Raw genomic sequence first — 15,943 nt, forward strand, 5'->3', positions numbered from 1 at the left:
TGTTTTATTGAGCTTTCCAAGGGTTGCGATAATCAACATTGAGTCTGTCGAGTAATGGCAGATGCCCCTTTAGGCGAGATAGGTAATCTAGCCAGTTTCGGTTGTTTTTATGTGTCCAACATCCTTCAGCTAAAGCGCTAATTCTTGGGAATACCATGTAATCCATACGCTTTTGGTTGGTGACGATCTCACACCATAGAGCACACTGAATTCCGCGAATCCGCTTACGAATTGGGTCGGTGTCGGATATCTCAGCAAGCGCTTCGTAGGTATAAGCTTGTTCTAATGGGATAACGGCAGCCCAATCTACGCCCGGCTCTTCCGGTGCATAATCTTGGGTCATGTCGAGATAAGTAAATTGTGCCGGTTGCAGTACCACATCAAAGCCTTGGCGAGCACAATTGACAGCGGCTTCTTCGCTGAGCCACGAGTAGATGATGGTCTCTTTGCTTACCTTGTCGCCGTGCTGTGCTTCTTCCCAGCCCACCATGCGTTTGCCTAGCTGCTTGAGTTTATTTTCGGCATAGCGGAACAGGTGACCTTGCAAGTCTTTGCTGTCTTGGTACTGGTGCTCTTTCATCAGTGCTTGAGCTGCAGGGCTGTTGGTCCAAACGCCCGGTGGTACTTCATCTGCGCCCATGTGGATCAATTCGCTCGGGAAAAGTTCTGCGACTTCTTCAATCACAGCATCTAGGAACTGATAAGTACCTGGCAAACCTGGATTTAGCACGTTGTCGTTGTAGTGCTGAATACTCTTGTATTGTGTGGTGTCTGCTTGCTCTACTAGCATGTCAGGCAGTGACTTAATCGCAGCGCGACAGTGTCCTGGGATATCGATCTCAGGGATCACGGTGATGCTGCGTTGCTCTGCGTATTCAATAACTTCGCGAATCTGCTGTTGTGTGTAGAAGCCGCCATAATTCTCTGCAATGTGGGTATATTGCGGTTCTAATGCATGGTCAGGACCACGCCAAGCCCCAATTTCTGTTAGCTGAGGTAGTCGCTTGATCTCGATTCTCCAACCTTCATCATCGGTTAGGTGCCAATGAAAAACGTTGAATTTGTAGTGCGCCAGTTGGTTGATTAAACGCTTAACTTGCTCCACAGAGTGGAAGTGACGTGCACAGTCCAACATCATTCCGCGGTATTTGAAGCGAGGTTGATCGGCGATTTTGCAACATGGCACAGAGAAGTGCTCAGCATCTTGTTGTTGAACCAATTGGATTAAGCTAGCGACGGCATGGGTGAAGCCTGATTGACTGCCGGATTCTACGATAACTTGCTGCTCAGTGATCGCTAGCTTGTATTCGGCTTCGTCCAATGTCGGATTGCTACGAAATAGAATGTCGCCACTTTCGTCTTTTGAAAGTTCAGCTGAAAGCGCGTTTGAAAGAGCCAACTCAAAGGTAGAGAGCAATTCTTGCAGGAACCAAGAGGCGGCCATATCGGCAAGATGAGATTGAACCTCAATTCTGCAGTCGCTATTTAGCGCGAAGCTACCTTGCTGAAGTTCGATCTGATTAGGCTGAGGAATCAATGCAATTTCAGCAGCGTTAACTTCAGGTATTTGATTGCGTTCACGGTATGGCGAAGCCAGCACAATCGGTGATATCGCGACAGGCAGTACCGATGTTTCTCCATCATGATGTGATTGGATAAAGGCATCGTTAAGGCCATCAGAATAGAAGCGGAATGGTGCACTTTGAATACTAAATTCAAGGTAGTAATGGTTGTTGGCCTTTAATACTGACGAACTTGGTTTGAACGAACAAAAACTGCCAACTTGAGTCAGTTCGCCTTGCGACAGACTCTCCTGAAGGATGAATCGGTCAAACGCAAAATGCAGTGACCAATCTGTTACGTCAAGGTCACTTAAGTTATGTACCGTAAGGCCAAATCGGCAGTTATTTTTTTGTTCAGAAAGAACAGCTAAGTCGATGCGATAATTCATATAACTTCCCTGCTAAGCCTGTTGATACAAGTTGTGTTGTGGTTTACCTGCAAACATCAATGCGCCTTCGATAGCGTCAAATTGAGGTTGAACGATCCATTGTTGTACTGGTGGTGATAGCCACTTGAGAATGCGCTCAGCGATACTGCCCATCAGGCATACCTTGTCCGCACCTTTGCGATGAAGTGCTAGCACAAACATTTCGATGTCAGCTGCGGTTTGCTTGAGCATCTCGATAGCTAGCTCATCGCCTTCGTTAGCGAGTTGAAAAATCACTGGCGAGAATTGACCGTAGTCTTTTGGAATAGCCCCTTTTGACCATTCGACGATGGCATCGACATCATTGTTAAAGTGGTCCATAACATACTGAGTGAGCGGTGTTTTATTGCGAATACCGTCTTCTGCAAGTAGGACTTGTTGAATCAAGCGAAGACCCATAACCGCGCCGCCGCCTTGATCTGAAATTGGGAATTCACGACCGCCAACCACGTGCTGCTCACCATCTTGCAGGTAGATGCCGCATGAGCCAGTTCCACCAATCATGATCGCGCCGTTTTGGCCATTGTGAGCGCCAATACAAGCACCGTAAGCGTCAGTGTTGAGCGTCATACTTGCGAAAGGGTGTGGTTGAGCCATGAAATCGAACCATGCCGACTTTTGCTCAGCACCAGCCAGAGCTAGGCCAACATGCATATTTGAAAAATGGTTTGAGTTTAGTTGCCCTTGTTGTGCCGCTTTTGTAATGGCATCAATAATTGAGCTCATTGCAACATCGACACCTAAAAGGATGTTAGCACTGCCACTTTTCGCTTCACCAATGAGTGTGCCTTGGTCATCTCGGATTCGAGCTCGACAAGATGTACCGCCGCCATCAATACCTATGAAGTAAAGAGTCATGATTATTGCTCCTTACTTTGTGCTAAGAAGTTGAACTGTGCAGCGGTTGCTAATAGGAACCAAGCGCCATGAGGGATCCATTGTTCACCCCAGCGCCAATTTTGAAGCATGTCGTCTTTTTGTGCTGGTGGATTAAACGCGATGTCTTGTTCATCTTCGAAACCAGCTGTGATGCCGTTGCAGATACCGCCCTTCGCATTGAAGAAACCAAGCTGTGGTAGGTAATCAGGGTTGTTGTGACCGTGACCATCGAGCATGCACATGTGGTATGGGTTGAGGCCCAAGATCCAGTCGAGGCTGTTTTGCGAAAGTTGGATCAAACGCTTTTTAAGTTCGCTATCTTGAATGTGTGGCTGAACTAAGTACGCCATGGTTGCGATTGAACCAAGGCGAGCGTTTTCGCCTTGCCACCAGTAACCTGTTTCGTTTTGCTGAGCGACAAAGAAGGCATCACGTTTATCACCATCGACAGACTTAACGTACTGTCTTGGGTAGCCAAATGGGTTAGTGACTTTGTCGGTAATGTTGATTTCGAACTGGCAAGCTTGTTCAACAACTGTGCGAGCCTGTTCTTTTAATTCATCATCGGTTTCGTTGTCGAGGTATTCGCATAGCGCAATCACAGGAAGACCAGCTTCGGCTGCATGGAAGTATGGTCGAGTGCCATCAGAATTCGCTGACCAGAAGTGCTCAAATGAATCATCTGACTGTTGGCGAGAAATTAAACGAGTTGCCCAAGTTCTTGCTTCTGATAGGTATTGCTGGTCTTTTGTTACGCGATACAGTTCATTGGCTGCGAGTAGGGCACAGTACTCATCGATGATGTTCTCTTCACCATCGTTTAGATACTGGAGGTTGTGCTCTTTTAGGTGCCAGTAACCCTTAGCAGCCGTATCAAGGTAAGTATCGCTCGAGTAGCTGCCAGAGATTTCAAGCTCAGAAGCGGCTGCCAATGCTGCGATAGCTACACCTGCACCTTGTCGATGGCCTGCTTGTAAGTCTGTTGATTTATGGCCTTCTTGAGTCGCATAAGCGCAGATGTCGCGCTGGTTGATATCTTTGCTCCACTTATCGAATACTGTCATGTAGAAGTATCCAGCCGCGTCTTGCATACGCACTAAGAAATCAGCACCAAATAGCGCTTCTTCCGTTAGACGAGTCATGGAGAATTTAGGGAAGTCCGGATCGTCGCTGGTTAAGCGCACGCTTTTCAGCATGTTCCAAACGACCATTGGAATCTGTTGCGGGTTTAGGTAGTTGCCATAAGACAGGTGGCTAAAATACTTACTGACATCACCTGATGCATCATACCATCCACCGTGGACATCGACGTATCTGTCGGTACCGAGAATTTGTGCTTGTCGATCTTTCTTGTCGAAAATACCGCCACAGCGTTGTGACTTAAAGTAATGAAGCACATCAGAAAACGTGTGGTTCATTAATAGGTTGCTAGCAATCTCAAATACTTCAGAGCGCAGGTTGTCAAAACGTAGATAGTAGCGACCAGATTCAGTGACTGAACTGAAGTCGATAGTGAAGAATTGCCCTTGATGCCAATTTGCTACGTGGCCTTGTTTTACCACATCAAAACTTCCGACAGTGATATGGTTGTCTGCACAGACGAGTAAAGCCGTTGTGCTAGATAGGCGAGCTTTCTTAGTTTGTAAGATTGCCTGCTTGGGGCCTGTGGATTCATAGCCAATATGGTTGGTCAATAACAGCATCAATATTCTCCGACAGTCCTAGTTTCTATTGGCTAGGTACTTGAATGTTTTGGATATAAATAGGTAGGGCCCGCAGACCCTAACTTGATTTTATTGCTTAGCTTTCGTGTAGGTAACAACGTACAAAGTGGTTATCAGCTAGTTGCGTAACCCCTGGTAGCTGCTCTTTACATTTGTCCATTGCATGAGTACAACGACCTGCAAATGGGCAGCCTGCTGATACTGGCGTCCAAAGAGGGATCTCACCTTTGTTGCCAGCAAGTTGTTCATGGATCGATTTCTTAGGATCTGGAACCGCTGAAACCAGTAGTTGGGTATAAGGGTGCTGAGGGTTAGCAATAACGTCATCGGTATCCCCCCATTCCACCATGTGTCCCACGTACATTACCGATAGGTCTTCCGCGATATAACGAGCGGTTGCGATATCGTGCGTGATGTAAAGCAGAGACATTTGCTTCTCAAACTTCATCTCTTCCATTAGGTTCAAAACACCTGCACGGATTGATACATCTAACATTGAGGTTGGTTCGTCCGCTAGAACGACCTCTGCACCTACCGCGATGTTACGAGCTAGGTTGACACGTTGACGCTGACCACCAGAGAGTTGGTGAGGGTATTTTTGCGCCGTCTCTTTTGGTGGGATTAAGCCCACTTGCTCCAAAAGATCGTAAACGCGTTCTTCTAACTCTTTCTTGTTACCCGGGGATACTTTCTTGTGGATCAACAGCGGTCGAGCAATGTGGTGGAAGATATTGTGCGTTGGGTTCAGAGAACCAAACGGGTCTTGCCATACCATCTGCACGCCTTCACGGTAGTGCATAAGATCTTTTCTGCTTGAGATCTCTTGGATATCACGACCTTTGTATTCGATCGTGCCGCCTGAAGGTGCGTACATTTTTGCGATCATTTTTGCGGTTGTTGACTTGCCTGAACCAGACTCACCAACCACTGCTAGGCCGCGGCTTTTGTACATCTTGAATGACACGTCGTTAATCGCACGCATCATTGGGGTTTGAATTGTGGTACTGCTTATTGGGAAGTCTTTTACGACATTCTTGCCTTCAACCAATAATTGACCGAAATCTTTGCTCATAATTGTCTCCAGAATCCTTATTCGCTTTGCTTGTTTTTAGGTGGTCGAGCCGCCTTGTTCGTTATTCACGCTGAGTTAGCGTGCAAGCTATAGCTTCCTTTGTACTATTGGGTCACCGTACAGGTGGCAGTTAGACAAATGTCCCGGGTCGATAGAACGCAGCTTGGTTGGTACCTTGGTACACGTTTCATGTACACGGTCACAACGAGCTTGGAAACGACACCCCTCAGGGATCTCTAACAGGTTCAGAGGGTTGCCCGGAATACCTGCTAGTTTTGTCTTTGGCCCTGTCAGTGGAGGGAAAGAACTTCCCAGCCCTTTGGTGTAAGGGTGGTAAGGGTTTTCTAGAATATCTTGAGAGTTAGCCACTTCGATTAGCTCACCTGAGTACATGATGCCGATACGGTCAGAGAACTCGACCATCAATGACAGGTCATGGGTGATGAACAGAATCGAGAAGCCAAACTCTTCTTTCAGTGCATAAATCTTTTGTAGGATTTCGCGTTGCACAACCACATCAAGTGCGGTTGTCGGCTCATCCATGATGATCAGCTTTGGATTCAGTGCCAACGCGATAGCAATAACTAAGCGCTGACGCATGCCGCCAGAGAATTGGTGAGGGTAGTCACTCAATCGGCTCGGGTGAATATCTACGATTTCTAGTAGACCTTCAGCACGTTGTTTAGCTTGCTCACGAGTCATGTTGGTGTGACGCATGATTACGTCACAGAACTGCTCTTCCATTGGTAGGACTGGGTTGAGCGCGTTCATCGCGCTCTGGAATACCATCGACATCTCGCTCCAACGGAACGCTTGCATACGGTCATCACTGTATTCAAGGATGTTCTCACCGTTGAAAATAACCTCACCACCACTGATGTAAGCGGGCGGCTTATGAAGACGCATAAGAGAGAAAGCGACCGTTGATTTACCACAGCCAGATTCACCAGCTAGGCCGAATACTTCACCTGGAGCGATGTCGAAACTTACGTTGTTACACGCACGAACATCGCCAGACTCTGTGATGTAATCCACGCATAAGTTGCGGATAGAAATTAGTGGTTCAGACATGATTATTTATCTCCGCTCCAAAGTGCATTTTGTGGTGGTAGTTCTGGTTCACGTTCTTGTTTGTCTTGTGCCGCTAGTTTCTTCCAACGCTTCATGCCTTTATGAGAACGCAGTTGCGGGTTGGCAATTTCATCGACAGCGAAGTTAAGCAGAGCAAGGCCAGTTACAAGTAGTGTTAATGCGATACAAGGAGCCAATAGTTCCCACCAAGCGCCAATCAGCATTGATGAAGAGGTTTGAACGTTGTAAAGCATGATGCCCCAGCTGATTGTGTTAGGGTCACCAAGACCTAAGAACGAGATGGTTGCTTCCATCATGATTGCGTACATCACCGAACCGATGAAGCTTGCGCCAACGATAGAGATAAGGTTTGGCAGAATCTCTACGAAGATGATGCGGAATGAAGATTCACCCAAAACTTCAGCGGCTTTTACAAACTCTTTTTCACGCAGTGCTAAGGTCTGGGAGCGAACAACACGGGCGCCCCAAGCCCAGGACATAAAGCCGATAACCAAGGTTATGGTGAGTGGCCCTGCCTCACCAATAAAGGCTGCAACTACGAACAGTAATGGGTATTGAGGAATAACCAGCATGATGTTCATTGCGGCTGTCAAAATGTCATCGACACGGCCGCCAAAGTAGCCTGCAGAAACGCCGATAACCGTTGCTAGTAAACATACGGTAAGGCCCGCACCAAAACCTACAGCCAGAGATACACGTGCGCCGTATACCACTTGTGACCAAACGTCACGACCCATACGAGTTGTCCCCAGTACATGGTCTGCCTTCTTAGACATGATAAGTGTGCGACGGTCGTCTGCTAGGTTTTGAGCAACCCAGCCGTCAGGGTTCGTTTGTGCAGACTTAACGACGAAGCCAGGGTATTCGTGTGGGTTACCTGTACGTTTGTCTGGTACATGTTTGGTGATCAATGGAGCCGCAATAGCACCAAGAATAAAAATACTTAGGATGATGACGCCTGTTAGGGCCATCGGGTTACGCCAAATGAGTTTTAGAAAGTCTTTCATGATTATTTACCACCCTTACGAAGACGAGGGTCAAGAACAACGTAAAGCATGTCTGCAACTAGGTTAAAGAACAGCATGAATAGCGTCATGATAAGCAGCTGACCTTGCAGTACTTGGTAGTCACGAGCGTTAATTGCGTTGAAAAGTACGCTGCCAAGACCTGGGTAGTTAAAGATGATTTCGATAATTAACTGACCACCGATTGCCATACCTAGAGACATTGAAAGAGCAGTCACACTTGGTAGCATCGCGTTACGAGCTGCGTAGTTGAATACCACTCGGTTTTCGCTCAGGCCTTTGCCTTTCGCCATGGTGATGTAGTCTTCTGCTAGTAGGTTGATCATGTTGTTACGCATGTTTACTAGGAAGCCACCAATTTGAACAACAGAAGCACAGAACAGTGGTAAGAAGGCGTGGTAAGCGACATCTTTAATGAATGCCCAGCTTGTCCAATCTGGCATAGTACCTGCGGTGTAGGCGTAACCTGTTGGGAACCACTTTAAGCCAATTGCAAAGGTAAATAGTGCAATCATCGCGATAACAACTTGAGGAACAGCTTGTAGAATCAGCATCCCTGGAGTTACGAAGGCATCGTATTTACTGCCGCGTTTCCACGCTGCGAAAATACCTAGGATTGAGCCAATCGAGAAAGAAAGAATAACTGCAGTGCCTGCTAAGAAAAGCGACCAACCGAATGCTCCACCCAACAGTGTGTTTACAGAAAGTGGGTAGAATTGAATTGATGTACCAAGTTCCCAGCTAAGAATGTTCTTCATGTACGCTACGTATTGAACCAGTAGACCGCCATCAACGAAGCCTAATAGTTCTTTCATTGCAGCAATACGCTCTGGAGTAACTTGTACAGAAGCGTTCGCAAACATCATGGTAACGGGGTCACCAGGCATTGCTCTTGGAATAATAAAGTTTAACGTCGCAGCAACTAATAGCGCGACAAAATAAAATGACAAACGTCTTAAAAAATAACCCATAACTCACACCTTACTCACCCAGATTGTTTCCCTGTTTCTGGATTCAGGTCGCTCCTAGCGAAATTTGGAACGAAAAATCCCCTGACGACTAGCGCCATACTTTCAATTGAGAGTGTGGGGATTTTTATAAGCGGCGTAAGAGGTTACGCCGCAAGGATTGAACGATTACTTATTTAACTGGTTTTAGGTCCAGTACATGAAGTAGACGCTCTGGAATACCAGCCCAAATGTTTGGACGGCCTTTTGGATTTTCTTCGTTCCACCAACCAGTGAAGCGAGTTGTGTTGTATTGGTACATGTAAGCACCAGACATCACAGGGATTGTCACTTGGTCTGCAGCGATGATTTGCTGAATACCGTGTGCAATGTCTAGCTGCTCGTTCTTATCAGCTGTTTTGTAGAAGCTGTTTAGAAGACCATCTAGCTTGTCGTTTTTGTAGAAGTGCATAGCGAAACGAGGCATACCATCACCAGATTGTAGTGATGAGTTGTAAGCACTGTTCCAGTACGTGTATGGATCCGCACCGTGGAAGTAGTTTGTGTATGCTACGTCGTATGTACCTTCAAGCATTGCTTGATTGTAAACAGAGAAGTCAGGTGTACGAGCTTTCGCTTTAATACCGATTTCGTTCAGCTGTTCTACCGCTAGTTGAACTGTGTTGTTGAAGTCAGTCCAGCCGTTTGGCGATTGAATCATTAGTTCGAAAGACTTACCTGATGGAGTGTCAACAAAACCATCTTTGTTTACATCTTTGAAGCCAGCGTCAGCAAGAAGCTTCTTCGCGCCTTCAGCGTTGTATGTGTTGAAGCCTTTGTACTTGTTATGAGTTTTTTCATCAGACCAAGCTTCAAACGCGTAGCCAAGACCCGATGCGAAATCGTTCACAGTACCGCCACCGTAGAATGCGATGTCGATGATAGTTTGACGGTCAAGAGCCATAGAGAAAGCACGACGGAAGTCAACGTTGCTCAATGCTTCATGCTTCGCAGCATCAGGGTGCTTGAAGTTAACGATGAATGCCTGTGTACCTGCTGGCGGGTACCAGTAGTGGTGTTTAGGGCTAGCTGCTGCGTATGTACGATCGATATCTGGAACGAAAGAAGACGTCCAGTCCATTTCACTGTTTACAACTTTACCTAAGAATTGGTCGTTGTTCGCAATTTGTGGAACACGTAGACAGTCAACATCTAGGTTGTCTGCATCCCAGTAGTTCGGGTTTGCACACTGGATGTATAGTTGCGCTGTAAACGTATCGATTTCTGTAAATGGACCAGAACCTACCGGGTTCTCATTGGTAAACGTTGATGGATCTTTAACGTCTTTCCAGATGTGCTTAGGTACTACAGGTACTTTAGCAATCTCGTAAGGTACGTTTGAGTTTGCTTCTGTTAGAGTGAACTTAACTTGGTTGTCGTTTAGTTTTTCTACAGAAGTTACCCAAGAGTTGATACCAGATTGGTCAAGCTCTGGCTTCTCTTTTACAAGGTTGAAAGAAAAAACAACATCATCAGCAGAGAAAGTTTCTCCGTCAGACCATTTAACACCCTTACGAATGTCGAAAACAACGCTCATCAGATCATCTGACATCTTGAAGTTTTCAGCTAGACGGAACACTGGAGTGTTACCGTGCATTTCGTTAAATACTACTAGCGGCTCATACATGAAGTCAGTTGTAGTATGTAGGTTAGTAGCACCAAGGTACGGGTTAAAGTTACGTACGAATGTAGTGTACTCTTTCGGGTGAACGGTCAGTTCGCTGCGTTCTGCAGCAGTTGCTACTGATGCAAAACCTGTTGTAGCAGTTGCAATAATTGCTGTTGCTATTGCTGTTTTTTTTATATTGGCAAGCATAGCTGTTCCTTACTATTTGCTTTCATTTCACTAATGGATTGAATGTTATCTGTCGCTAAATTGTTTAGTAGATACACACTCTGGTTAAAGGCCTACCTCTTCTTCGTTGCTCCAGATTCATCGTTGATTCTGAGAAGTGGTAAGAGTGGCCTGTAGGCCTTTGGCAGGAGTAAGAAAACACCTTATCGATGAATTAATCAAACTCGTTTCCCGTCAAAAACGTTAAAAACACTTAACTCCACGTCATTAACGTCAAAAACGGGTGGTTTGGTGGTTTTTTATGCGCATTTGTTAAGGTGATGTGACTCGCATTTGATTTTGCGATGATGTTATAATGTTAGTGCTTACTTACTATTTGGGCTTTTTATTATAAGGCTTTAAGGTGTGGTAGTGTAATTGTAGATCTCGGTCACTTGCCGGTTTTACGTTAAATTTCCCTAGAAAATTAAATCTGCCGTTCTGTTGTGACTCGCTTCTCAAACTGCAACAAAGAGTCGGAGAACTGTGAAATTCAGCCAAGAATAAGCTTCTAAATAGCGATTGAGCAGGTGATTGTTTAAGCTTGAGTAACGTGTCATTTTGCTTGTTTAACACCGTGAAAGAAGTGTGTTTGAATGGACATTCTTGTGTTTTGATTACGAATGATACCCACAAAAAAGCCCACGCTAGGTGGGCTAATAAGGAGGTATTGGTTCAGGTTTAACTGGTCAAGAGTTTCTGCAGTTTATCCCTTAGCATCTCAATATGCGTCCTCTCTGGTGTTTGTTCTTTACAGTGCTCAAGTATGAATTCGATAGAACTCAATACCGTTCGCCAGCGAGGTGTTTTTGGTAGGGTTTCGACGCGTAGGTATTTGTCTAGCGTTCGAGTTTGCAACGTACTGCGATCTAAGTAGACACGCCACAAGCCACTCTTCTCGGCGAAAGCAAATTTGGTTTCACCAGTCACCGATTCCCAGTAGATGATGGCATTAGTCATTGCATCGACTAAGACCTCACGCATTAACTCTTGCTTGTTTTTACCTTCTCCAGTGGCTTTATCTGCCAGACGAGTAAACTCACCACCGAGTTCTTTCAATTGTTGCAGTTTGTCCTTATCACCTTCAAATGCATAGCTAGAAAGCGCTTCAACAGCGGTCTCAAGGTTATTAATACGGTTTGAGTTAACGCCACCGCCTACATTAAAGATATACATGGTGTCGAGCCCTGAGCCTTCAGGTAGCTTAAGGATGTCACTTGGTATGCGCTGACGTGTGTCATCTATATAGATATCAATGTCACCGCAGTAGTGTGCTTGTTCCACCTTAAGGTATTTAGGTGCGATGATCTCGTCAGCCATTGAGCGTTTAAGTTGTTCTTGACCGCGCCTGAATAGCTTCGCTGCCGCTTCGTTAGCAAAGCGAATACGTTGGTCATCACGAATACAGATGATAGCCTCAGGTGCCGATTCTAACTGTTCTAATAAGCGTCCTTGAGTTTCCAACAGGTTAGCCTCAACCATCGCTCTATGTTTGAGCTCGAGTTGCAGTTGGTCGTTTTCAAGGCGCCTCTGTTCGGCTTTACTTGCTGATAGATGCGCTGTTATTCGAGCCGCCAGTTCTTGTTTGTTGAATGGCTTCGATAAGTAGTCATTGGCACCCGCTTCGAAACCTCGAACACGGTCTTCTGCTTGGTTGAGTGCCGTTAGCATGATGATTGGCAATTGAGCATGATCGTATTGCTTACGCAGTGCTTCACAAACCTGATAGCCGCTCATACCTGGCATCATTATATCGAGCAGCAGTAGTTCCGGTTTCTCTTTTTCAATTAACTCGATGGTTTCAGGGCCGTCACATGCAGTACGTACTCGATAACCTTCTAACTTCAAGAAGCTGTCTAATACTCGCAGGTTAACCGGCTCATCATCGGCGATAACCAGTAACGGACCATCTGGATTTTCACTGATAACACTGTTTTCTTGTTGGCTGTTATCAATTAAATCAGGTGCTTGGAAGTGCGAGTAGTGACCTGATTCGTTGTAACTGTCCAGCTCATCTTGAGTAGCTAGGGGCAGGGTAAAGCTAAACGTAGTGCCAAGCATTGGCTGGCTACTTACGTACAGCGAACCGCCCATTAACTCAATTAACTGACGACTGATCGATAATCCAAGCCCAGCACCTTGGCGGTAGTTATTCGCATCTTGTCCTGCTTGAATCAATGGCTCAAAGATGTGTTCAAGATACTCGGCTGGAATACCTTGGCCAGTATCGACAACTTGTACACGAATGTTGTCGTCGATAACGCTGGCAGAGATAACAATTTTACCTTCTGAGGTGTACTTGATGGCATTGCCGACCAAGTTATACATTACTTGCTCAAGTCGTTGAGGATCCGATGAAACCAGCCCTAAATCACTTGGCACTTGGTTAATAATACGGATTGGCTTATTGCCCAACAGGTGATGAGACAACTCTAGGACCAAGCTGGTGGCTGCAGACAAATCAACGGCTGACTTCTTAATGTCCAAGCTGCCGTAACGCATCTTGTGGTAATCAAGCAGGTCATCAACCAGCGTAGCCAATCTTTGACCACTATTGATGATGATATCTAACTGGTACTTCTGGTTAGCCGGAATAGGACCATTCGCGCCTGATATCAGTGCTTCAGCGATACCAACCATGCCATGCAGTGGTGTTCTCAACTCGTGAGAGGTGGTCGCTAAGAACTCATCTTTGAGTTTGTTAGCCAGCTGTAACTCTTCATTTTGCTTTTGAATGGTCTTGAGGTTGTCTTCAAGCTCATCATTTTGGCTTTTGATCAACTGCATCTTTTCACGAATAGAGCGCTGCATTCGTTCAAAGCTTACCGCCAAACGACCGATTTCATCTTTACGTTCGGTATTGATCATCGTCTCATCAAGATCACCCGCAGAAACTTTCTCGGCTGCCCACGTCAGTTTAAGTAGCGGTGAGGTGATGAAGTTAGACAGATAGTGCGATGCGACAACAACCAGAATGATCGCCGTTAACATCACGATCACGAAGATCTTTTCTAGTTGATGAATACGGGCAAATGCCTCTTTTTCCGGAAGTTCGACAACGAGAGCCCAAGTCGCGTACTTGAGTTCAATTGGTGTATAGGCCGCGATGATCGCCTGATCTAGAGTGTTATCAAATGTGCCTACCGCTGTTTCGCCCGCAAGTGCTTTATCAACCACATCTAGGCTTAAGTTAATCGATTCTTGAGAGTGCGCAAGGCTACGAGGTAAGTGGTCACTACCTACAAGAAGCGTTTGAATGTTAGAGCTCTTGTTGAGATCGGCAATCAGTTTGGTGATGCCATTGATCGGCAGTCTGAACATCGCATAACTGTGTAGGTAACCCTGCTGTACGATAGGCGCACCTAGCCATGCTGTCTGTTTCCCATTCTCGTCTTTAAAGTCCGATACAATAACCGGCGTGTAATCTTCATTGGATTTACGTCGGTCGGTGACATCTTTAGCGAGTCGTTGAAAGGTAACGCCTAGGTTTGAATCTTTGTACTTACCTGTTAGTAAGTTAGTGCCGTAATCGTCATTTTTAAAGACGGAGTAAGCGACGTTACCATTGATATCAACCAATAGAATATCGTCAAAATCAGAGCGTTTAAGCAGCTCTAGGTAAGCATTATGGTAGCGCTTGTGAAGTAGTCGATAGCGCTCGCTGCCAATAAAGCTACTGGACTCTGGAAGAATCGATGTTTTGATTTGATCGCCAGATCCCTGAATGTAGCGTTGCTGCGCATTACTGCGTGCCTCGTCAATATCTAGACCAAGTCGCTGGAAGGCATTGATTAATCCATAGAATCGGCCGCCACTGGCATTGGCTAGTTCAGAGCGAACAAAGCCCATCACTTGGGATTCTTGAGCTTGCAGGTAATCGACAATTTGCTGTTGCTTAGTATCACGGACTGAAACAAGGTGTGAGGTGCTTTGTTCCTGAAGGTCCTGACTGTGCGATTGAAGGAAAAATATCGCGATAAGTGTCACTGGAGTAATACTGAGGACAAGAAATGCCAGCATTAGGGTATTTTGAAGGCGCTTAAACTTCTGCTTACGATAAAATCTAAACATAAATTGGGTACTACTTTCCTTTGATGTACTGCTAAAAGGGGCGAAAACAAGTACAGAGAATAGAATTAATGGTTTCCAATTTAACGAAATTAACGAGTTTTTTTACTTTGACAAGTAAGTGGTATTTAAAGCGTGTGCAAAAGCTCATTTTTATAGAGTTTTGACAAAAATATGAACAGACAGCGCAGATAATGACCCTGCGCTGTGTTAGGTAGGCTATTTGCTTGCGTGATAAATCGCGAATTTAGTGGTCTTATTTAGAGTCGCGCATTTTCCAAACGCTTGTTCAATAATTGGAATGTATTTTAAGAAACTGTTCGCAACAATAATCATCTCACCAGAACGTTTCAAATGCTTAGGAGCCTGAGCAAGTAAGGTCTCAGTCGCACTGTAGCTAGTATCCAAACCTGAGTGGAATGGTGGATTACTGATGATGAACTGGTAGTCTTCTGCAGTATCAGAATAGACATCTGAAGCGAAGACTTTACCCGTTAAACCGTTCGCTTCTAGGGTTGCTTGGCTGGATGCCACGGCAAATGCACTGATGTCGCACATTTCTAGTTCGATATCAGGGTTACGAGATGCCATTACCGCGCCTAATACGCCTGCACCACAACCAAAGTCCAGTACTTTGCCTTTTAGTTTTGGCAGAGTATCAAGCAGAAGTTGGCTGCCGACATCGAATTGACCGTGACTGAAGACGCCAGGAAGGCTTTTTACCGTCAGAGGTTGTTCATCAATGTTAACCGTGTAGGTCTTAAACCAGTCTTGTAGGTTGAATGCTTGTGGTTGCTCGAAGCATTGACCCCAGTAGAAAGAGCAGCGACGTGCTGAATCGTATTTAACGACTTTGCCGTAAGGAGTAAACATCTTCTCGATGCTCTTCACGCCTGAGCGGTTCTCACCAACCACGACGATTTCGGTATCTTTGCCTAGCTTGGCAAATAACATCGCTAACAAAAATTCTGCTTCTGCCTTGGCCTTTGGCCAATACAGCATCACTAAGTCTGCTTTGGTCTCTTCAGTAAACTCAGCACCGTAAAAACGTTGGATGGTGTTACAGCCTTCCAGTTGACGGTAGTAGCTGTAATTAGACGTAAATACAGAGACAGATTCACAATGTTTCGCTAACTCAACAGGGAACAAGTCTTCTGCCTCACCTGCAACTAAAACATGTTTGCCTTCAAAGTAGGCGAGTTGGCGTTGAGCAATCTGGCTTGGGGCAATATAAGCTGACATAGGATACTCT

General features: G+C 45.6%; 10 protein-coding genes. All 10 read right to left on the reverse strand.

Annotated features, from left to right (window positions below; genetic code table 11):
• Positions 1–4: 4 nt before the first annotated feature.
• The 10 genes from FTW16_RS08075 to rsmC all read right to left on the reverse strand — a co-directional run bounded on the left by FTW16_RS08075 (position 5) and on the right by rsmC (position 15,933).
• Positions 5–1,951, reverse strand: coding sequence for a beta-N-acetylhexosaminidase (locus FTW16_RS08075; RefSeq protein WP_146490643.1), 1,947 nt, complete (start codon positions 1,949–1,951; stop codon positions 5–7).
• Between the two features lie 12 nt (positions 1,952–1,963).
• Positions 1,964–2,848 (reverse strand): N-acetylglucosamine kinase, encoded by an 885-nt coding sequence (locus FTW16_RS08080; protein ID WP_146490644.1) that lies wholly within the window; start codon positions 2,846–2,848, stop codon positions 1,964–1,966.
• Between the two features lie 2 nt (positions 2,849–2,850).
• On the reverse strand, positions 2,851–4,572 hold the full coding sequence (locus FTW16_RS08085) for a glycoside hydrolase family 9 protein (protein WP_146490645.1): 1,722 nt from the start codon (positions 4,570–4,572) through the stop codon (positions 2,851–2,853).
• 97 nt (positions 4,573–4,669) lie between these two features.
• Positions 4,670–5,665 carry an ABC transporter ATP-binding protein gene (locus FTW16_RS08090; protein WP_060982642.1) on the reverse strand — a complete coding sequence of 332 codons (996 nt, stop codon included), beginning with the start codon at positions 5,663–5,665 and terminating at the stop codon, positions 4,670–4,672.
• 87 nt (positions 5,666–5,752) lie between these two features.
• Entirely contained in the window at positions 5,753–6,736 is a 984-nt protein-coding gene (locus FTW16_RS08095; protein WP_048658172.1) for an ABC transporter ATP-binding protein, read from the reverse strand.
• Positions 6,737–6,738: 2 nt separating this feature from the next.
• Entirely contained in the window at positions 6,739–7,764 is a 1,026-nt protein-coding gene (locus FTW16_RS08100; protein ID WP_146490646.1) for an ABC transporter permease, read from the reverse strand.
• A gap of 2 nt (positions 7,765–7,766) precedes the next feature.
• The gene (locus tag FTW16_RS08105; RefSeq protein ID WP_017633262.1) at positions 7,767–8,753 is read right to left on the reverse strand and encodes an ABC transporter permease; all 987 of its coding nucleotides are present in this window, start codon (positions 8,751–8,753) and stop codon (positions 7,767–7,769) included.
• Positions 8,754–8,922: 169 nt separating this feature from the next.
• On the reverse strand, positions 8,923–10,605 hold the full coding sequence (locus FTW16_RS08110) for an ABC transporter substrate-binding protein (protein ID WP_060982640.1): 1,683 nt from the start codon (positions 10,603–10,605) through the stop codon (positions 8,923–8,925).
• 699 nt (positions 10,606–11,304) lie between these two features.
• Complete coding sequence (locus tag FTW16_RS08115) at positions 11,305–14,694, reverse strand: response regulator (RefSeq protein WP_146490647.1); 3,390 nt, start codon at positions 14,692–14,694, stop codon at positions 11,305–11,307.
• 216 nt (positions 14,695–14,910) lie between these two features.
• A complete protein-coding gene (gene rsmC / locus FTW16_RS08120; protein ID WP_146490648.1) occupies positions 14,911–15,933 on the reverse strand; it encodes a 16S rRNA (guanine(1207)-N(2))-methyltransferase RsmC in 1,023 nt (340 codons plus the stop codon).
• Positions 15,934–15,943 lie beyond the last annotated feature (10 nt).

It is taken from the genome of Vibrio sp. T20 (assembly GCF_007858795.1).
Classification (GTDB): domain Bacteria; phylum Pseudomonadota; class Gammaproteobacteria; order Enterobacterales; family Vibrionaceae; genus Vibrio; species Vibrio satsumensis.